This window comes from Dapis brunnea BLCC-M229 (genome assembly GCF_050015995.1).
Taxonomy (GTDB): domain Bacteria; phylum Cyanobacteriota; class Cyanobacteriia; order Cyanobacteriales; family Microcoleaceae; genus Trichodesmium.
Genome location: NZ_JBNHEP010000224.1, coordinates 63,847 through 84,156, shown reverse-complemented (window position 1 = coordinate 84,156; position 20,310 = coordinate 63,847). Strand labels below are relative to the sequence as shown.

At 36.8% G+C, this 20,310-nt stretch carries 12 protein-coding genes and 3 pseudogenes; 4 read left to right on the top strand and 11 right to left on the bottom strand.

Annotation, left to right across the window (positions count from 1 at the left end; genetic code table 11):
• Positions 1 to 379: 379 nt before the first annotated feature.
• From ACP6PM_RS25350 to ACP6PM_RS25340, 3 genes and pseudogenes are all read right to left on the bottom strand, one after another.
• On the bottom strand, positions 380 to 1,351 hold the full coding sequence (locus ACP6PM_RS25350; RefSeq protein WP_426589568.1) for an ExeA family protein: 972 nt from the start codon (positions 1,349 to 1,351) through the stop codon (positions 380 to 382).
• A pseudogene (locus ACP6PM_RS25345) lies at positions 1,341 to 2,986 on the bottom strand (transposase family protein). The gene ACP6PM_RS25350 and the pseudogene ACP6PM_RS25345 overlap by 11 nt, the downstream one beginning before the upstream one ends.
• 11 nt (positions 2,987 to 2,997) lie before the next feature.
• Positions 2,998 to 3,561 carry a recombinase family protein gene (locus ACP6PM_RS25340; RefSeq protein WP_426589566.1) on the bottom strand — a complete coding sequence of 188 codons (564 nt, stop codon included), beginning with the start codon at positions 3,559 to 3,561 and terminating at the stop codon, positions 2,998 to 3,000.
• A gap of 632 nt (positions 3,562 to 4,193) precedes the next feature.
• Here ACP6PM_RS25340 and ACP6PM_RS25335 point away from each other — a divergent pair.
• Entirely contained in the window at positions 4,194 to 5,828 is a 1,635-nt protein-coding gene (locus ACP6PM_RS25335) for a Ppx/GppA phosphatase family protein (RefSeq protein ID WP_426589564.1), read from the top strand.
• Positions 5,829 to 6,500: 672 nt separating this feature from the next.
• Positions 6,501 to 7,229: a PEP-CTERM sorting domain-containing protein gene (locus tag ACP6PM_RS25330; RefSeq protein WP_426589562.1), complete on the top strand. Its 729-nt coding sequence runs from the start codon at positions 6,501 to 6,503 to the stop codon at positions 7,227 to 7,229.
• Positions 7,230 to 7,725: 496 nt separating this feature from the next.
• On the opposite strand, the gene ACP6PM_RS25325 is transcribed toward ACP6PM_RS25330, so the two are convergent.
• Together ACP6PM_RS25325 and ACP6PM_RS25320 are read right to left on the bottom strand one after the other, a co-directional pair.
• On the bottom strand, positions 7,726 to 8,505 hold the full coding sequence (locus tag ACP6PM_RS25325) for a hypothetical protein (RefSeq protein WP_426589560.1): 780 nt from the start codon (positions 8,503 to 8,505) through the stop codon (positions 7,726 to 7,728).
• Positions 8,506 to 9,254: 749 nt separating this feature from the next.
• The gene (locus tag ACP6PM_RS25320) at positions 9,255 to 10,976 is read right to left on the bottom strand and encodes an ABC transporter ATP-binding protein/permease (RefSeq protein WP_426589558.1); all 1,722 of its coding nucleotides are present in this window, start codon (positions 10,974 to 10,976) and stop codon (positions 9,255 to 9,257) included.
• A gap of 99 nt (positions 10,977 to 11,075) precedes the next feature.
• Here ACP6PM_RS25320 and ACP6PM_RS25315 point away from each other — a divergent pair, with 99 nt between their 5' ends.
• On the top strand, positions 11,076 to 11,909 hold the full coding sequence (locus ACP6PM_RS25315; RefSeq protein ID WP_426589556.1) for a Uma2 family endonuclease: 834 nt from the start codon (positions 11,076 to 11,078) through the stop codon (positions 11,907 to 11,909).
• A 142-nt stretch (positions 11,910 to 12,051) separates the two neighbouring features.
• Here the strand turns inward: ACP6PM_RS25315 and ACP6PM_RS25310 are convergent, their stop codons facing one another.
• The 6 genes and pseudogenes from ACP6PM_RS25310 to ACP6PM_RS36840 form a co-directional block, all read right to left on the bottom strand.
• A complete protein-coding gene (locus ACP6PM_RS25310; RefSeq protein ID WP_426589554.1) occupies positions 12,052 to 12,267 on the bottom strand; it encodes a hypothetical protein in 216 nt (71 codons plus the stop codon).
• A gap of 401 nt (positions 12,268 to 12,668) precedes the next feature.
• Positions 12,669 to 13,830: pseudogene (locus ACP6PM_RS25305) on the bottom strand (IS630 family transposase).
• Between the two features lie 200 nt (positions 13,831 to 14,030).
• Positions 14,031 to 14,252: a hypothetical protein gene (locus ACP6PM_RS25300; RefSeq protein WP_426589552.1), complete on the bottom strand. Its 222-nt coding sequence runs from the start codon at positions 14,250 to 14,252 to the stop codon at positions 14,031 to 14,033.
• A 96-nt stretch (positions 14,253 to 14,348) separates the two neighbouring features.
• Positions 14,349 to 14,990, bottom strand: a complete 642-nt coding sequence (locus ACP6PM_RS25295) for a Uma2 family endonuclease (protein ID WP_426589550.1) — start codon at positions 14,988 to 14,990, stop codon at positions 14,349 to 14,351.
• A gap of 266 nt (positions 14,991 to 15,256) precedes the next feature.
• A complete protein-coding gene (locus tag ACP6PM_RS25290) occupies positions 15,257 to 16,156 on the bottom strand; it encodes a TaqI-like C-terminal specificity domain-containing protein (RefSeq protein WP_426589548.1) in 900 nt (299 codons plus the stop codon).
• Between the two features lie 263 nt (positions 16,157 to 16,419).
• Positions 16,420 to 19,086, bottom strand: a pseudogene (locus ACP6PM_RS36840) (DUF7149 domain-containing protein).
• Positions 19,087 to 19,273: 187 nt separating this feature from the next.
• Here ACP6PM_RS36840 and ACP6PM_RS25275 point away from each other — a divergent pair.
• Positions 19,274 to 19,741, top strand: a complete 468-nt coding sequence (locus ACP6PM_RS25275; protein ID WP_426589542.1) for an EVE domain-containing protein — start codon at positions 19,274 to 19,276, stop codon at positions 19,739 to 19,741.
• Positions 19,742 to 20,310: the final 569 nt, after the last annotated feature.

The following is a 20,310-nucleotide window of genomic DNA, read 5'->3' as shown; positions in this document are numbered from 1 at the left end:
TAAATTTTTTGAGCCAGAATTAAATGCAACTAGACGTGTAAAGAAAACGAAGAATTAATTAACTCAGCAGGAGCCAAATTAATATTCTTACCAGCTTACTCTCCAGATTTGTCGCCTATAGAACCCCTAAGTGTAGCAGCCAGCAATAAGAAAGCCCCGGACCAGCAATAAGGAACTTTTTGAGCCAGGATTAACTGCAACTAGATTTATACTTGAGCCAGAATTAACTGCAACTGAGCCAGGATTATTTGCAACTAGCCAGCAATAACTTTTTTCGGCCAGAATTAAATGCAACTAGAACGCTATGATACGGCATTCTTTAAGCCGTAAAGCTGACAGAGCCTCAAAAACTGTTGATGGAGTTTGGAGAAAATAGTCCCTACAAAGGTAGTCCAGCAGCCAACATCTGTTCCTGCAACTCACGGGCGCGACTAGGTTCAAGTTGACCACGAAACAAAGAACGAATCTCCCCTGGTTTAGCATTAAACTGTTCAGACAGACTTTTGACGTTATAGCCATGACGAGTTAAAGTTGGTTCTAACTCATCAATCTGTTTAGAAAGAATTGATTCAATCACCGCTACAGTTACAGGCTTTTCACCCAGACGGTAAGCTTGGTCAAAAGCTAAAGATAAGTGCTGTTGAATTTGTAAAGGCGTTCTCAATTTTTTTGCTAGTTCATCAACAGCTTCAGGAACAATTAATTCAGAAAGGGGTGTATATTCTGCCACACATTCTCCCAAAAGCCATTGGATGTATTCCCCCTGGCAACCACCAATACTATCCAAGGAAAAGACGGCAGTGCGATAGCCGATTTCCTCCATTGTTGGACGACGCAAGTCATTCTTAAGTTTAGGATGACCGCCTAACACAATTGAGAGAGTACCTCCTCCATCTTCTACCACCTCTATCAAACGCTTGAGTCCGGTTAAGGTACTATAGTGTAAGTCATGGGCTTCATCAATAAAGAGTGCAACTGGCTTCTTTCCCTTGCGAAACAGTTCTCGCAGTTCGCGCTCCCGCTTTTCTCCAGAACTAGGAATCTTTACCTGTTTATCTGAAGATAAATCATAGAATAAGGCTGCAATCAAACTCGGTAATGTGGTTCGGTTTTTATCCACTGATAAAGATTGAGATACCCAGATTTTCCCTTCAAGCTTCAAAGCTGCCTGTAAACGTCTCATAGTAACAGTCTTACCACAGCCTACAACCCCTGTGATGGCAATTAATTTTCCCATACGAATTGCAGCAGAAATCTCTGTGAATAAACGGCGCAGGTGTTCTGTTTCATAGTAACCCGCCCGCCGAAATTCCTTGACTAAGCCGAAAAATTGCTGCACTTCAGTCAACATCTTTGTTCCGCCTCCCACTCTGAAAGTAGTGCTGCACCCTTTCCAAAATCACTTGTTTTTCTAAAGTTTCTTTTAACAAGTCGTCGATAAAAGCCCGCTCTCCTTCAGATAAACGAGCTAAGGGCAAAGCTAGGTAGTCAGCAATAGCACCCTTGGCTGCCAATACTGTGGGATAGGTAAATTCTTGGAAGGGGTCGGGGTCAATAAAAGGAACTACAGTTAATCCTGGTGCTGTTTGAGTTTGAGCAAAGAACTGGAATTCCCCGTCTCCTTGCCAGGCAGCAGTCGGCAGAACCAATTTTTTTGAGAGAGCTTCAATTCTATCAGCTCGTTGTTGAGTTTGACTTTTCTTGAATTGGCGATAGCGATGTAGGGGAATAGGGCCATCTACTGGTAAATAGGGGCCATATCTTTTTTCCTCCTTTTCCACATACAACTCGTTGTCGAATAACCCCCACCAGAGAATCACCTTTTCTCCTGCTAAATCTGGGTCAACTTCGTAAGCCACTCCTTCAACAGAGATTCGCGCACAACCATCAACTTTTCTCTGCTCAGGTTCCCTGGCAAAGGTACAAAAGCGTTCCCAGCTACACATTTGCAGTAATCCTGTCTTGGGGAGATGTAGACGCCAGTCTTCAATGCGAGAATGGTTTTCCTGACGGTGAGGCTGACTGTTGTAGTTGAGCAAATACTGATGTAACCAACGGTTGGCTTCAACTTCAGTTTCCGGTTGGTGGAAGTGGTAGAGGGTTTCGTGAGCTTCCTTAATGGTGCGAAAAGGGCGCTCGACTTTCCCTTTAGCTCGTGCTGTAACTCGCCTGCCATCTTTACCGTTCGGTAGGTGAGTTACTACTTTTACTCCCAGACAGTCCATCACATTCTGAAATACTCGACTCTTGGCGATCGGACCATTATCGGTGTAGAGCATTTGTGGGATGCCTTGAAACGAAAAACCTTCAATGGTTTTAGCATTCATGGCGTTAAACAAGAACCGTAAAGCAGTTTCCGCGTCTTCGCCATAAGCACAGCGATATTCTTGATAACAAGCACCACTGCGGTCATCGACAACACTATAGAGCATTAATTGTGGTTTTTCTCGCCCAGACTGCACCCAAGGGGGTTGCAAGAGAAATTTTAAGTCGGAATGGCTCAAGTCAAAGTGCCAGCATTCATTGCACTATCTTCTTCTTGAAAGCGCACTGCTGGTGGCTGTCGGGTGAGTGAAGTGTGGTCATATCCCCAAGCTTTGAGATAATAGTTGACCGTGCTTTTTTTCAGCAGTTCTTTTGGTGGTTGAATGAAACCGTCTGGAGTTTCTATGCCATATTCTTCTAGTAGTTCAATGGCTCGTGCTGTGGAAAGGTGTCGCCCTTTGGAGTTGTTGGTGCGGATTTTCATGGCTGCTACGACTTCGCAGTAGTTCTCCATTTCTGAGCGGGTTAATTTACGAGGTTTTCCTTTGTCGGAACGCTGAATAGCTTTGGGCTTTTGTTGTCTTCGTAAACTACGATATAGAGTATCTACTGACACACCATAGTTAGCAGAAGCTTCTTCAATTAGTTCGCGACGCTCCCGCGAACGCTCTGGTAAGAGTTCCAGTCTAGAGCGTAGTTGAACGAGTGCTTCAGAAGGAATTTGTTTGCGGCTCACGTCGTTCCTCTAGCCTCCGCAATGTAGTGGTAAAGCGTTGGCTTAGAGATGCCCATCATCTGACAGATTTCATCAATGGTGTATTGGCTTTCATCGTAAAGTTTAACTACTAACTGGCGCTGGGCTGGTTTGAGGGTTTTGGGACGACCACCTTTCCGTCCCCTGGCACGAGCTGCTTTTAAGCCTACTTGAGTTCGCTCTCGAATCAGGTTACGCTCAAATTCGGCTAAAGCTGCGAATAAGTGGAAGATAAGTTTACCACTACTAGAGTTTGTAGCAATTACTTCTGTGAGGCTTTGTAGCTCTATACCTCTTTTTGAAAGGGTTTCCACTATCTCTATCAAATTTTTGAGTGATCGCCCCAGTCGGTCTAAACGCCACACAACTAATACATCTCCGGTTCGAGCTACTTCAAGAGCTTTTTGTAAACCAGGTCTGGTTGCTGATGCCCCACTAATACGATCTTCATAAATCCGATGGCATCCCGCAGTCCGCAAGGCATCTCTTTGCAGACTTAAGTTTTGGTCATCTGTGGACACTCGGGCATAACCAATTAACATGGGTGGGCCTCAGTTGTGAGGCAAAAAACTCATTACTCATTATTATATCTTGCCTTAGATAACTTGACTGAGTTTTTTTACTTTTCTAAAGTCCTATTTTCGTTTCTGTCATTGCTCAGAGAAAAGAGTAAAAAAAACGAACGTTTTCTTTACACGTCTAGTTGCAATTAATTCTGGCTCAAAAAAATTATTGCTGTCTGGTTGGAAATAATCCTGGCTCAGTTGCAGTTAATTCTGGCTCAAGTATAAATCTAGTTGCAGTTAATCCTGGCTCAAAAAGTTCGTTATTGCTGGTCCGGGGCTTTCTTATTGCTGGCTGCTACACCTACAGAGTTTTGGTTATGACGCGAGGTTAATCAATCTGAAAGGCACTATAAAGTGGTTATGCGTAAGTCCTGATAGATGATTTTGTCTGAGTCAGATACGCCTGTTACAACTAAGAAACCTGTGCTACAAGTTTTTTTTTGTTACAGGCAAGATGCCTGTTTTACCAGTTTTTTCTCTTAGCCCATACCTTAAGCAGCCTAATTTGTCAATAGTAAAAGTCCATTTTAGTCATTTTTTGTCATAATAAAACAGATGACATTATTTAATCTAAAATTTAACAAACTTGTAAATTAGGACACATTTATATGGTTACATCTGTTCCTCTAGTTAGAATTCCTACTCCACTAGGAAACAAAGACCGTATCTTGGCAGCAATAGATATGGGTACCAACTCGTTACATTTGGTGGTAGTAAAAATTGACCCCAGGTTACCCGCTTTTACCATTATTGACCGAGACAAAGAAACAGTCAGACTGGGAGACTGCGGAACGAAGGGTAATTTAAAACCAGAAGTAATGGATAGAGCGATCGCTACTTTAGAGCGTTTCCAAAAAATTGCCAAAAGTGCTAATGCGGAACAAACTATCACAGTTGCTACCAGTGCTGTACGGGAAGCACCCAACGGCAAAGAATTTCTCAACAGAATAGCTGATGAGTTAAACCTATATGTTAACTTAATCTCCGGTCAAGAAGAAGCACGACGAATTTATCTAGGGGTGCTTTCAGCAATGGAATTTAACAACCAACCCCATATTATTATTGATATTGGTGGAGGTTCGACAGAGTTGATATTAGGTGATAGGGATACACCGAGAACTCTAAGTAGTACAAAAGTAGGTGCAGTACGTCTGACGAAAGAATTTGTTACCACTGACCCCATTAGTAAGAGTCAGTTTGCATATTTGCAAGCATACACTAGAGGTTTATTGGAACGTCCGACAGAAGAATTATTAGCTAACATCAACAAAGGTGAAAAACCTCGGTTAGTGGGAACTGCTGGTACTATTGAAGCTTTAGCAAGTATTCATGCTTATGAAAAATTGGGGAATGTACCAACTCCCCTGGGGGGTTATCAGTTTAGTTTTGCCGAGTTGGAAGAGTTGGTGAATAAGTTGAGGAAGCTATCTATTTCTGAAAGACTAGAGCTTCCTGGAATGTCTGAAAAGCGAGCAGAAATTATTTTGGCGGGTGCTGTGGTGTTACAGGAAGCAATGAGTTTATTGGAGATGGAGTCGATAACTGTCTGTGAAAGAAGTTTGCGGGAGGGGGTAATAGTTGACTGGATGTTGAATCATGGTTTGATAGACAACCGCCTCCGTTTCCAAAGTTCAATTCGCCAACGTAACACCCTAAAAATTGCCCAAAAATATCAGGTCAATATGGAATATAGCGAACGGGTTGCTTCTTGGGCGTTGTATTTATTTGACCAAACTCAGGGACTGCTGCATGAGTGGGGATATGATGAACGAGAATTATTATGGTCAGCCGGAATTTTGCATAACTCTGGTATATATGTCAGTCATTCAGATCACCATAAACATTCTTATTATTTGATTAGAAATGGGGAGTTATTGGGGTATAGTCAGATTGAAATTGAAGTTATTGCTAATTTAGCTCGTTATCACCGCAAGAGTTTACCTAAGAAAAAACACGAGCATTATCAAAATTTACCCAAAAAATATCAACAAGTGGTATCTGAATTGAGTGCATTGTTGCGGTTAGCGATAGCTTTAGATAGGCGACAAAAAGGAGCGATCGCTAATGTGAAATGTTGGTTAAACAAAAATCAACGGGAATTTCATATCTGGTTACGACCTACTGACCCTAAAGATGATTGTGCTTTGGAGTTGTGGAGTTTGGAATATAAGAAGGAGGCGTTTGAAGAAGAGTTTGGTTTAAAATTAATAGTAAAGTTAGAAGCTGCAATGGTATCTGTTTGAAGAAGGATGAACTACCCCGCTGTTTAGAGAGGCGGGGTTTCAGAAACCTCACCAAAAAAATCGGTTTAGTTAATTCTATTATATTCAGGTCTAATATCAAATCCCGTTATGCAATAATCGCAAAATTACTTCCTCTTAACACAGAGATACTATTCAAGACATCATATAATTCAATGGTTCAAGTATTTTTTTTCCTGACTCCTGACTCCTGACTCCTCAACGATAGAATTACTAGGATTCTAAGAGTATTATAGCAACTACTATCATTTACGAAAAATCAATATTTTATAGAGAAGTTTAATCCTTGAAATACTTATCCAAAAATATAGCAATCGAAGTAAAAGTTAAGACATTTCTAAATTATCGCGCCTCAGTTAGATAAAATCCGGTAGCATTAGTGTAATTAGATATAGAGGGTGGGGAGATGGGGAGAGCTAGAAAGACTTGGCAATAGCTGAAGATGGAACATTTTTTTACACCGAACCCGAGCGGATTTGATATCAGAGATAATTTTTGACGTTTGCATTTTGGACTTTTGGCAAAAATTAAGTCAAAATACTTAGTTTTTATGAAGTTTTTGTAAATATCAAGTAGAAATACTTGCTTTCTTTAAAGGGAATTGTTATAAAGTAACTAATAAAACAAACACAAATCCAAAACATAATCAATAACATGATTAACTCTAAATTCCTTGCTGGTTTAACTGCTACAGTTGCATTTACTGGTGTAATGGCTAATGCTGGTATTGCTAATGCTCTGACTAAAACTTATACGGACACTGTTGATCTAGCACCAACAGATATTACGGATGCCCTCTTATCACTTGAAAAATTCGATGGTAGTCTTGGTACACTTCAAAGTGTCACAGTTGGCTTTGATGGACAAATCGTTGGCGATTCCCAAATAGAGAGTCTGGATGCACAAGCTCAAACTATAACTTTTAGTCTTGAAGGTATTTTGCAGTTACTTGAGTCTACTGATAGTCTCAATAACCCGACTTTTGAAGAAGAAGTGACTGCATCAGATTCATTTGATGCAACTGCTTTTGATGGTGATATAGATTTTGCAGGTACTTCTGGTAGCACCTTTGAGGGACTAATAGCTTCATTAAGTGGAGAGAACTTTTATAATGACCAAGCTGTATTAGATTTCTTCACTGGTGATGATAATGTAGAGTTTTTATTCTCTACTTTAACTTCTTCAGAAGTAACAGGTGCAGCTAACATTGCTTCTATTATTTCTACACAGTCTGGAGCAAGTGTTACAGTGACATACGAATATGAAGAATTCGATGATGAAGTTTCATCTGAGAGAGTACCTGAACCTTCTTCTATACTTGCTTTAAGTTTATTTGCTGGTGCAGGTATTTTATCCAAAAAGAAATCAGCCAATAAGGCTTAAATCAAATCAATTGCTAAATTAAAATCCTGATAATTTCCCACCTCTTCAAAATTAGATCGCGACAGAGCTTCTTGGTTATGAGAAGCTCTTGTGGTTATTTTTAAAATATTATGATAAATAATAATACCGTTTCATGGAAGTTAAAAGTCATGCATTAATCCATTCATGCATTAAGATTTTATATAGAATCTGGTTATATAATATATGTTGATAATTCTATAAATTACTTCAATATTGAATAGAACCACCTCCCCATCTCCCCATATCCCCATCTCCCCCAACCATATAATAAGTATTCAACCGGATTTGATATTATAGGCTCAAAATTTTGACCTACAGTAATCTCCGGAAATTATTTCAAGTTTCAGTAAGATAAGTAGTGTAGCCTAAGTTGATGAAATTGGTATAAAAAGTCTTTAAAGCAAGGGAACAAGAGGAAAAACAAAAATAGAACTTTAATCCTTGAAGCCCTTAATTTTTATGTTGGAGATATCTATTATCTATTAATTGGGAATTTTTGCTTCAAGTTTCTTAGCTCATCAAGTATTGCCATATCTTTCAAAGGTTCATCAATACAATGAGTTTTGGTATACTCCAAAATAGCACTGGAGAATTCTGTGAAAATCTCAAAGACCTCTTTAACAACTTTATCAAGATTTTTATGCAATTTGACTGGAATTTGGAGATGTCTAATGAATTTTTCTTGCTCTTGCGAGTGCATCTGATAATTATAATCTACCAAGAAGTAATACCGATCAAAGTGATAGTATGTCTGTTGAGAAATTTCCCGTAAATCAATTACTGCTTTTGCCGTTGCACTGAGAAAAATATTGGCGATCGCTTCAATTGCTTTGATCATAACCAATTTTTGAATAGGATGCGCTTGATAGGCAAGTCGATACAGTCTATAAGTAGTCCAGCGAGAGAAATTAGTTTTTTTACTCCAAAGGTATCTGAGAGTCTTACTAAATTGAAGTGAGTAGTCTATTCCGAGTTTTTCTAAATCCTCTAAAAAACAAATCCAATGTTTGTTATCTTCATAAGTATACTGATTAATTAAATCTTGAATTGGATCATCTGTTAGGATGTCTCGAAAAACACAAGTATTCAGTTCTCCAAAACCCATGACGAAAAAGGCAAAGCAAGGTGCAAAAGCTAGTCTTTTTTGAGGAGCAATAGCCTCGTTTCTGAGGAATTTATATAGGGAATGCTGACTGAACTCCACCTGCTTGTGTTCAATCAAACTCAATATCTCTTTCATACTAATCTTTTTCATACTAAAAAATTTTTCCGTAGTTTTACTCACATAAATATATACAGAAAATATACAAATGTTTACTAAATATAAATAATTGTATATCAAATCTAAAAAAATCTAAAAAAATATAAAAATATATTAAAAGTTTGAATTTAAGTATAAATTAATACATATTTATTGGCAATAAGATAAATTTTTCATTTTCAAATACTAAAAGTAGTATGAATGCCTGTAATGTAATAAGTGTTTATACTTAAAAAAATCATTTTTAAATTGGCTTTGTATTTATTTATCCAATTGGCAGTGTCCATTGAATCCTGACTTTTGACTCGCCATGTATAAAACTACATTTTGAAATACGAAATGTAGGTATTCTTATTATCTAATTTAATGAGTAATTATACTTAACAAAATCTAGATACTTTGCATAAAAGGTTATGCTTCAATTTGAAGTTCGGAATATCAGACAATAACTTTGAATAGCAATATTACTCACAAATTTTATTCCCTGACCAGCGAGATTGACGAGATTGACTAGTTAGACGACCACCTCGTCTTTGTAAAGCAGTTCCCTAGAGAGTTGGGAACGAAAGTTTCCCAGAAAGTTCTAGCCATTATTGAATTAGGCGATCGCGAAAACAACTGAATCACTTGATTGGGATATGCTTGATTTCTCTAAGAGAAGTGAATGCACATATTTCTTTATCACTCCAAATTCTCGTGGTCTGTTCTGCTTCATCACACATTAGGAGAATTCGAGGGTGTAATTAACCACTTGCTAAAAATTTGTAATCTTGGGCACTACTCACTCGCCAAGTTTCATCGCCAACCACTTCTAAAACTTGTTGGTGATATTGCAATAAAGTCGGGCGGTGCCCCACACTAATATAAGTAGTTGATAGACTTTGCAAATGTTTGTAGAGATTTTGTTCATTTTTAACATCCAGAGCGCTAGTCGCTTCGTCTAAAATTGCATAACGAGGTTGAGTCAGCAACAAACGAGCAAAAGCAACCCGTTGTTGTTCTCCCATAGAAAAAACACGCTCCCAATCTTCAATTGCATCTAAACCTCCAAATCTTTCGGCTAAGTCTGGTAGGTTAACTTCTTCTAACACTTGATAAATTTCTGCATCAGAAATATTTAGGTCAGTCCGTGGATAGAGTAATTGATCGCGCAGGGAACCAAAAATCAGATAAGGGTTTTGTGGTAAAAACAGAATTTCCTCTAATTTTGGTCGGTAAATTTTCCCACTTCCTGAATTCCACAAACTAGCGATCGCTCGTAAAATTGAACTTTTGCCACCACCACTTGCTCCGGCAATTAATACTCCCTCCCCTGCTTTTACTTCTACAGATACATCCTTGACTAAAGTTCGTTGGTAGTTAGGAGTTTGTAAAGTCAGATGCTCCAAATGTAAACGTGAATCTTCAACGACCTCAATTGTCGGTGTTTCTTCTGTTGGTAATGTTTGTGGTTCATCTAGAACTTTTTCAAAACTCTCCAAACGTTCGATCGCTGCCACAAAATTAGTCATTCGCTCAAACTGTCTGATAATAACAATTAGAGAATTAAATACATTGATAAAAGCACCTCCCGCTTCTGTCAAAACTCCTACCTCAGTATCGCCAGCTAAAATTCTTGGTCCGAGAATTAAAGCAGGTAATACCCAAGTAATTGCCTGATATCCATTGCTAAAAATCTCTAAGTTTCTCTCCCAGGCAATAATTTTATTGTAATTACTTAAAACTCTATTGAATATCTGTTTCAGATTATTCAACTCACGAACTGCACCTCTGTAAAAAGCTATAGATTCAGCATTTTCACGAATCCGTACCAAACCAAATCTGAAGTTAGCTTCTCGTTTCAGTTGCTCTGCTTTCAGAGGAATTAAAATACTACCAAATCCAACTGTTGTTATTAACGTTCCCACAGAAGCGTATACAATTAGTAAAATCACAAGGTTGTGAGAAATTGACCAGAGAACAATTCCAAAAGCAAAGATATTAAAAAAAGCTCTACTAAAGTGCATAAACAAAGTCAAAGCCATGTGGCAAAAATTTTCAATATCTTCAGAAATACGCTGATCCGGATTATCAATTTTTCCCGTCCAAGAACCTAGCTCATAAAACTTTTGATTTTTCATGTATTTTTGTAGATAAAAATTCGTTAGCCAACCTCTCCAAAACCAACGAATTTTATCTTCTAAATAGTGACCATAAGCTAGAATTAGCATATATATCAAAACAGCTCCAAGATACATGAGGACAGCCTGCCAAAATCTTCCCGCATCTTGATTTGCCAATGCGGAGATAAATTCCCCTCTTTGTGAATTTTGCAGAACATTCATTCGGGCATGGAAAATTAATAAAAATATGAGAAATAAGAGTAAACCAATGGCTTTCCATTTTTCTTCCGACTCCCACCAGTAAGATTTTGCAACTGCCCAAAAACGCTGGAATCCACTAAAATTAAGGTTAATTTTTTTCATCGTTTTGATTTTTGTCGGACTTATAATTATTTAATTTTAGTATATAATACAATCAATCCTTGTAAATATTTTATTCTTAAGTAAATTAGCAAGCTGAATATGATATCTAAAATCAAAACAGATGAAATAGCAGTAGAAATAGAAGAAATAGCTGCTCCCGATATTAGCCATTTAATCATAGAGGATGACACTCCAGTGGATAATTTTCAATCAGAAAAGCAACAATGTCTGCTGACAAACTGTTTATATGATTCATGGTTGGGTGTAGATGGTAGTAGTCGGTTTTTGGCGGCAGCGAATGTGGGAGTATTTTATGCTGTCAACAAACCAGCTTTAGTGCCTGATGTTTTCCTGAGTCTAGATGTGACAATACCTGACGATTGGCGGGAAAGAGAAAACCGCAGCTATTATACTTGGGAATTTGGTAAAGCACCAGATGTGGTAGTGGAAATAGTTTCTAACAAAGTGGGGAACGAGTTGGGTAGTAAACTTGCAGGTTATGCACGAATAGGAGTCTGGTATTATGCGGTTTTCGATCCATTGCAAAAATTAGGAGAGTCTCTGCTGCAAGTATATGAGTTGAGGGCAAACGGTTATCAGCAAATGACGGAAACTTGGTTAGAAAAAGTCGGGTTGGGGTTAACTTTATGGTCAGGAGAATTTGAAGGCAAGCAGGATACTTGGTTACGTTGGTGCGATGTTGAGGGAAATGTGATTCCTACTGGTGCTGAACGTGCGAACCAAGAGAAACTGGACAAGAAGTTAGCCTTACAACGCGCTGAACAGGAAAAGCAGGAAAAGGAGTCTGCTTTACAACGTGCTGAACAGGAAAAGCAGGAAAAGGAGTCTGCTTTACAACGCGCTGAACAAGCGGAGCAGAAGTTAGCAGAACTTGAGGCCAGGTTGCGGGAATTGGGTATCGATCCCAATTAAGTGTCTGTAGGGTGGGCAAAGATTTAATCACAGAAACTTGGAATAAATCAAATAGTATTTGCCCATCTGAACTTTTGGTTGTAGCTTCCGATCTGAATATTTGCGAGCAAGATGTTCGCACTATTTCTTTTCCGACTACAACCTAAATATTAAAGTTACAATTTGCCTCTCCTTCATCAGAATCAGGATTAGGAAAAAACTCTAATTCTTCCACTTTATCTCTGAGGTTGCTATTAGTTACCCCAACATCATATTCAACATTAACTAACCGATTTTTTAGAGTGATAACTGTTTCCTCTAGGTATTCTATTCTGCTGGATAATTCTGATATTTTTTTACTGTCTAGAAATTGCTGCATTTTGTTTAAGTTATCTTCAAAATTAATCTAGTTGTTTAAGCAAAATTTGTAGTGGACCGACACAGCTAAAATGGTGCATTAGAATAGCCAGCTAAAAGTTACTATTGCCTAGACAAGCGATATAGCTGCCGCACTTGCTCCGCCAACGCTAAAAATAGATAATCAAAAACAAGCGATATAGCTGCCGCACTTGCTCCGCCAACGCTAAAAATAGATAATCAAAAACAAGCGATATAGCTGCCGCACTTGCTCCGCCAACGCTAAAAATAGATAATCAAAAACAAGCGATATAGCTGCCGCACTTGCTCCGCCAACGCTAAAAATAGATAATCAAAAACAAGCGATATAGCTGCCGCACTTGCTCCGCCAACGCTAAAAATAGATAATCAAAAATAGGTAATTTATCGCTGTTCGGGAGTTTCAAACATAGGATAAAGATGTTGCAGTTTGACTCTGGCATCGTCAGTGGAGAAATGCCAAATGACCTTACTAGCAGTTTGATTACGCTCTTGATTCCATGCTGATAACTCTTTGTGCAGCTCCTCAGTAGTAGGAATGCGTCTGTCTAAACACTGTTTACTGAAAATGCTCAGTTCAATCTCGGCCACATTTAACCAACTGCCATTACGGGGAGTATGATAGATTTCTAAACGTCTCGCCAAGCGATGAGCTTCGGGAGCAGGAAATGCTGCGTACAATGAAGCAATGTTATGAGTGTTGAGATGATCACAAACTAACTTGATTTTTCGAGCCTGGGGATAATCTACATCTAAAAGCTGACGAATTTCCTGTGCCCAGTCATAACGAGTACGACTCCATACGATTGCTCACCCTCCGCCATCCTCTATTCGGGTCAAAAAACATGAATAAAGCTTGCACCCCTTGACGAGTGTAATGATAGTCCTGTTTTTTGTCTTGATGGGGTTTCATTTCTATGGGTGGGTATAGATGTCCTTGTAACTGTATTGCAGCTTCATCCATAGTAATTAAAGGTTCATCATGGTCATGAATACTACAGTAAAGGTCTAAGATTACTTCCATTTGAGATACAAATCTCGCCAAATCTCTTTCGGGGATACAAAACCTCTGAGTTCTCCAAGGCCGTAATTGGTTTTTTTTAAAGTACGACGTACAGTTTCACGGGAAATTTCGGTGACAATTTGTCGCTGTTGGAGTTCTGAAGTTAATAATCTGATGGTCCAGGAGGCTCTGGCTTCGGGTGGCTCAGAGCAACACAGAGCAATGATTTGTGCGTAACTTTGCCCCATCTACTTTTGGGGGGGTGGGTGGAGCGTTTCGAGGGTATCGATTGAGGGCAGGTTTTTCCCCTTTGGTGAGGAATCTTTGGCGAACCCGTCTAACTGTGTTTCTATGTACATTTAAAGCTTCTGCTATTTCTTCATCTGTCCAGATGCTCGTGGTCTGTTCTGCTTCGTCACACATTAGCAAAATTCGAGCGTGTAGAATTTTTTTAGCTGGTGCATGGCCATTTCGAGGGATTTTTTCTAGATTATCCTTCTGTTCTACCCTCAGAATTACTTGATCGCGCCGACCTCTTCCCATAGTCTTATTCTCCGTTGCTGACTATATCTAATGCACCATTTTAGCTGTGGCTCCCGACTGTCTATTTTTAGCGTTGGCGGAGCAAGTGCGGCAGCTATATCGCTTGTCTAGGCAATAGTAACTTTGAGCTGGCTATTCTAATGCACCATTTTAGCTGTGTCGGTCCACTACTTATTTTTTGGGGTTTGGAGACCAAACCCCTACGATTGAAACTCATTTAATAAAGAAATGTCTAAACCAGGCAAAACTTGAGAGCGATCGATTTTTCTACTACCACCGTCAGCAACAGCAAAAGCAATAATTTCTACATTCTGCACATCAACTATCCAATATTCAGCAACATTAACTGCTTCATAAAGCAAACCTTTTTCCCCTTTATCATCAGCAAGATATGTGGGTAGTTGGGTTTGGGTTTGGTTCATGTTTTTGTGAGAAAAGGTATAGTGTGTAAGTCCTGATAATTATAACCTTGTAGAGAGGTTGCATGCAACCTCTCTACTCCGCTACTTCTTTATTCTCTATGACTGAAACTGATTTAATAACCAAATATAAACTTGAGTTTCATTTGTTTGACGAGTGCGCTGAAGTACCTCATTTAATAAAGAAATGTCTAAACCAGGCAAAACTTGAGAGCGATCGATTTTTCTACTACCACCGTCAGCAACAGCAAAAGCAATAATTTCTACATTCTGCACATCAACTATCCAATATTCAGCAACATTAACTGCTTCATAAACCAAACGTTTTTGTCCTATATCATCAGGAAGAGAAGTATTAGCAACTTCGATAACTAGAGTTGGTGGAGGATAAATATCCAGGTCAATAAAAGAAGTTCCCCGAGGAATGACATCAGCATTTTCCCCAATGTAATAGGAAGCATCAGGTTGAACTGCCCGAAATCCAGTTTTGCGGTAGGTACAGTTATCTCTACTACTCAGGGCAATATTTTTAGTCGTAGCAAATAAAACAATTGCACCCATAATAACTGCATGGTCTTTAGCGTGGTCATTTCCTAATGGTGACATTTCTATTCTGAGTTTTCCTTTGTGGTAGTAAACTTTGGCTTTTTCATAACTTGGGTCTTCAAAAATTTGGATATATTCTGACCAAGTTGCTGTTATCCAAGTGTCTGTGGGTAGTTGGGTTTGGGTTTGGTTCATGGTATTTCAGTTATTAGTTATTGGTTGTCAGAAAATTTTAGTTTTTTATATCGAGCGCTCGTTATTTAAACAATCTATTTTTCTTGACTTTAGACAACTCGTTAAACAAGTTGAAAAAGTCTACTTTTTAGTATAGCCAAAACTGGCGATCGCTATCTAATATTTTTAGGTAAATATTTTGAGCTAGGTTGTTTTTTCTTCCACAATTTTAATTTCCTCTTCTGTTAATTTATAGAGTTGATAAACTAATTGGTCTATTTCTGTTTCTAATTCTGTTGTATCAGCATTAGGGTTGGATTTTTTTTTGTGAGTATTTTATCAACTATTTCTACAAAAGGAATTTGCTCCTGTAAATCAATTGGGTAAAAGGGTAACATTCCTAAATGAAATGCTTTTACTTGTGCTAGAGCTTCGCCTTTTTCCGGATTAATTCCAGTATAAAAAAAATCTATTAACTTAGAGTTTAAAATACCTAGTAAGTATTTCAGGTTAAATGTTTCATTTTTTTTAAGAATAATATGGGTATTATCTCGTATAATAAACCCAGATTGAATCCATGTACCAATTATTCGATCGCTAGTCTGTCTAAAAATTAGTTTTTCATCAGCTTTGAATATTGATTCTTCTCTTGGAGCTGCAAGCCATTTCCCATAACTAATCCAAAAATTCTTATTCCATAAAATGACATACTTGTTAAAGTAACGACCACCTATTAATGGCTGAAATGTTGAGTCGAATTTAACTTCACTGGTATAAGGCTTTTGATTCAGTATTTTTTGAGTTTGTGGTGGAAAACCTTTACCTACTTCATAGGGTTTGACGCCATTTTTTATTTCAAAATAATCCTTGATTAAAAAGGAATTTGAGCCGATTTTATCTAAAATTAATAGCTCCTTTTGACTAAGAGAAAAATTGAAGAAGTATTGTTTAGACAAACTTACATTTGAGATAGTAATTGTTCTTTGAATCAAATCTTTACTTCTCTGGTTAGCTTGCAATATATAGCTTTGAATTTTATTTTTCTGTATAAGCAGAACGTCACAATCTACCGTTGCTTCATCAAATACTTTTGTTTTAAACTCATCTATACATATCAAATAAAATTCCCCGATTAAGCTCTGCCTGAAATCATAGGCTGAATAAATTAATTTCCAAGTATTGGGCACTATATAAGAGATTGTTTGTAAAGGAAATATAAAAAGGAGATAGGGAACAGGGAACAGGGAACAGGGAACAGGGAACAGGGAATAGGGAATAGGGAATAGGGAATAAGGAGGAAGAAATCAAGACAAATATTTGTCGCTTAAAAATCTAGGAATATATGTACTGAATACTTCTCTACCTACCAAATTTCAATCTCTTGAAGTATTACCGCTTTTAGATTTTAGTCACTCGCATGTTCTCTTAATACTTATTTTACAAACAGTCTCTAAGATAGATAACCATAAGGCTTTAAAATATCTTTTAAACCTAACAAACAAAATGTAAAGTAACTGTATTTTAATAAATTATTAATGCCTAGTGTTTTGTATTTATTAAGCAAAATAGCCCACTGAAATTTTGAAGGTAATACTCCATAAGGTGGATTACCAATAACCACATCAAACCCGACAAAATCACCATTATCATTCAATACTTCGGGAAACTCAAATCGCCATTCTAAAGAATTCTCATAAACCTTACGACTTTCTATTTCTTCAATTTCAGCTCTTAATTTATCAATCTGATTATTTAACTTAACAATCTTTTTCTCTCTAGCTTTTTTTTCAGCTTTTGTTTCCTCAAATAATGACAATTGATTTTGATTCACTAAATCATCAACTTCATACTCTAAATTTCTTAACTTTTTCTTCTTGGGGTCTGTTCCTTGAAGTGTTGTTCTAAAATTACCTTTAATATCCTGAATCAACCTTTCCATTTCTCGCTTTTGCTGTTTACTTTCAGCACTGCGATAAGTTTGTACAGCATTCCGATAAATCTCAATATTCCATTTATTTTTCTTTAAAGCTAGTCGTAAATCAGAATCTAAACCATAACGACTAATCAAAGAATTACCGCACTTGATATTAATATCAATATTCGGCAAAGTTTCCAACTCAGTATAATCAGTTTCTGGTTGATAATAAGCATTTTTCAAAAGCTCTATCCATAACCGTAACTGACAAATTTTGACAGAATTAGGATTAATATCTACCCCAAATAAACAATTTTCAATAATTGTCTGTTTTTCGTGAAAAATAGCTTCTTGTACTCGTTGACATTCTTGATTATTCGGATAATACTCAAACAATTCTCCATCATCATCAGTAACTATTAACTCATCATTAACTACAGCGACTTGATAATCTCTTAAAGTTCTTCCTTTTCTGTCTAATAAAATTTTCAATTCGCTTTTTATAGCAATAATTTCATTGAGAACGGAAACTAAAAAATGTCCTGAACCAACTGCGGGGTCGCAAATTTTCAAACTATTAATAATTTGATTAGCTTCCTTTTTATCTGTAATTTTGTCATAAAAAAGTTGTTCAAGATTTTGACAATTCCAACTTTTCAGATCGTTAAACTTCTGTACAACTGCTTTACTAATTGTTTCACGACACATATACATAGTAATAAAACCAGGAGTAAAATATGAGCCGTCTTTATAACCATTAATTTTCTCAAAAATTAACCCCAATACAGAAGCATTAATTAGAGTCTTATTATCTTCTTGAATTGCTTCCGAACCTTCACTACTGAAATCGTAAGCGTTGAGAAATTCAAATAAATATTGTAGAGAATTAAGTTCACCTTGACGTTTTTTACCCTGACTATCTTTAAAAACTGTTTCCGAAAATATAGGTAGTTTTTCCTCCGTTAGATTACTAATAAATATGGTTTCTTGTTCCATTTATGTTGGTTAAAATAGGGAACTATTTAAATAAGGAACCTTAGCAAAAATATCTTTTCCCTTGCCCTGGCGATCGCTATATTTTCGAGCCAATACATTAAAGAAAAGATTGTTTAATTCCTGATAGCTTGGTACTTTTTCCAAATTCAAAAACGCAAAACAGCGATCGCCTTTATGATAATTAATTAATTGAGCTTCCAGTAACTTAATAAAAAGAATTCTGTTAATCCAAGTTATCACTAACTCTAAACTTATATTGAAAAGTTGCTCTTCAGAATTTTCCCCATATTGCTCTGGTTTTTCTAGTCTAGAAATTTTATCTAAACTATCAAGCTGAAAAATTGCTTTTTCTATAAGTGAACCTCGGTTTCGTTTATTTTCCGTTGAACGCTGAATCAGCTTTTTATTAGCTTTTTTAATTTCAGTGAGACCGATAATATGAAGTAGTTCGCCGTAAAATTTTTTGTCAAGACTATTACTATCATTAGCAAAAGGTAATTTTAATAGATGCTCTGGAGAAAGTAGTTTATATAAAACTATTAATCGTTTGTCATCTTTAATTTCTGTACTTTGTAAATAGGTTTGATATTCTCTAATATCAAAGTAAGTAAACGTAATTTCACCTTTAATACTTTCAATAGCTGGTTGAGCAATTTCTCCGTAGAAAAACTCAGTTTTTTTACCTGTTAATCTTCCTGCCTCAAAGTCATGGAATTGTTTAACTAAATTTTTGTCTTGAATAAAGTATTTCTCAAATTCCTGCGCATCAAAAATAAACCATTCATAAACATTAGTAGCTACCAAATGTTTTATTTCTAGGTTATTATTTTCTTGTAAACGTTCGCGCAAAAAGTATAATACCAACTCTTGAAATGCTTTAGTATTCAGGTTATCGACTTTGAGCATTTCTTTTGTATTAGTTGGCTTCTTAATTTCTAGTATTACATTAACATTACTTTTCTGGTCTTTGCTATTGTGAATTACTAGGTCATTGCGCCCTTTTGTATTGATGAAATGTTTGGGTTTATAGTAAGTATCTTGTAAAAATTGGGAAATTAGATTTTTATGAAATTCCTCTGATTCTGCTTCGTTGATTTGCTCTAAAAGTAACTTCAGATTGTCTTTAAATTTTTCAATATCTTTCCTACTGGGTCTTACCTTTAAATATGCTTTATTTAATGCTTTTCTGGGTGAAATTGAGTTCATTTTTTGAATATAAATTTATATAGCACTATGAAATGATTTGTAAAAAAATTATAACCTTGTAGGGACGTTGCATGCAACGTCCCTACTCCCTATTCCCTATTCCCTATTCCCTACTCCCTACTCCCTATTCCCTACTCCCTACTCTCCCATTCCCTATTCCCTACCCCCTACTCTCTATTCCCTAATTATGAAATATTGGCTAATAAAATCAGAACCAAAAACTTACAGTATCTCAGATATGAAACAAGAAAAAACTTGTATTTGGGATGGAGTCAGAAATTATCAAGCACGCAATTTTTTGCGACAAATGAATTCTGGAGATTTAGCATTTTTCTATCATTCTAATACCACACCTCCTGGAATTATTGGGTTAGTAAAAATCTTGGAAAGTGGTATTGCTGACCCTACTCAATTTGACCCAAAAAGCAAATATTACGATCCGAAATCTACTCCTAATTCCCCTCGATGGCAAACTGTTTCTGTAGAATTTGTAGAAGAATTTTCTAAGTTAATATCTTTAGCTAATTTGAAACAACAATTTACTGGGGATGAATTATTAGTTGTGAGGAAAGGAAATAGATTATCTGTAATGCCTCTTGCTGAAAATGTGGCAGAGAAAATTTTAGCTATGAAAGATAATTTTTCACCAAATTAAAAAAATGTGGAACAGCAATAACTCTCACGGAAAGATACTAACTATTAAACCAGACTAATATCATTTATGACTCAATATAGCAATCCTAAATAGGTTGCGGGTGATTAAAAAGTAAATAAAAAGGTTGAAACTCTTACCTGTTCCCTGTTCCCTGTTGCCTGTTCCCTAAAAAGCAGTAAGATTTTTGCCACGAATAAAATAGGATTGCTATAGTTATACTGTTTCACGGAAGTCATAAGTGAAAGTCGATAGACTTAAAGTAATGGTTATACAGTAATTTTAGCTTATTATTTCACATCATCAGTTCCCAACTATTTGTGATATCTTTAAAGTGAATTAGTATTACTATGAGAAATAGGCTAGTGGCGCAGTAGGGGAGTAGGGGGAGAACGAAAAATCGGAAGATTTGCTCTTAAAGAAAAAATTCCTTTTAGCCAATCTTATTCTTTTTAAGAAGAGGTAATTATTATACTCACATTCCGCACTTCAAATTGTAACATTAAAAGTAGTATAAAAAAACGGTAACTTGGTAGGTATTTATACTATATAGCTCCTATTCATTGACCTTT

Coding starts and splice junctions, on each gene's coding strand:
- ACP6PM_RS25340 (WP_426589566.1), bottom strand. CDS start 3,561: ATGTTAATTGGTTATGCCCGAGTGTCCACAGATGACCAAAACTTAAGT.
- ACP6PM_RS25300 (WP_426589552.1), bottom strand. CDS start 14,252: ATGAACCAAACCCAAACCCAACTACCCACATATCTTGCTGATGATAAA.
- ACP6PM_RS25330 (WP_426589562.1), top strand. CDS start 6,501: ATGATTAACTCTAAATTCCTTGCTGGTTTAACTGCTACAGTTGCATTT.
- ACP6PM_RS25320 (WP_426589558.1), bottom strand. CDS start 10,976: ATGAAAAAAATTAACCTTAATTTTAGTGGATTCCAGCGTTTTTGGGCA.
- ACP6PM_RS25350 (WP_426589568.1), bottom strand. CDS start 1,351: ATGTTGACTGAAGTGCAGCAATTTTTCGGCTTAGTCAAGGAATTTCGG.
- ACP6PM_RS25295 (WP_426589550.1), bottom strand. CDS start 14,990: ATGAACCAAACCCAAACCCAACTACCCACAGACACTTGGATAACAGCA.
- ACP6PM_RS25310 (WP_426589554.1), bottom strand. CDS start 12,267: ATGCAGCAATTTCTAGACAGTAAAAAAATATCAGAATTATCCAGCAGA.
- ACP6PM_RS25335 (WP_426589564.1), top strand. CDS start 4,194: ATGGTTACATCTGTTCCTCTAGTTAGAATTCCTACTCCACTAGGAAAC.
- ACP6PM_RS25275 (WP_426589542.1), top strand. CDS start 19,274: ATGAAATATTGGCTAATAAAATCAGAACCAAAAACTTACAGTATCTCA.
- ACP6PM_RS25315 (WP_426589556.1), top strand. CDS start 11,076: ATGATATCTAAAATCAAAACAGATGAAATAGCAGTAGAAATAGAAGAA.
- ACP6PM_RS25325 (WP_426589560.1), bottom strand. CDS start 8,505: ATGAAAAAGATTAGTATGAAAGAGATATTGAGTTTGATTGAACACAAG.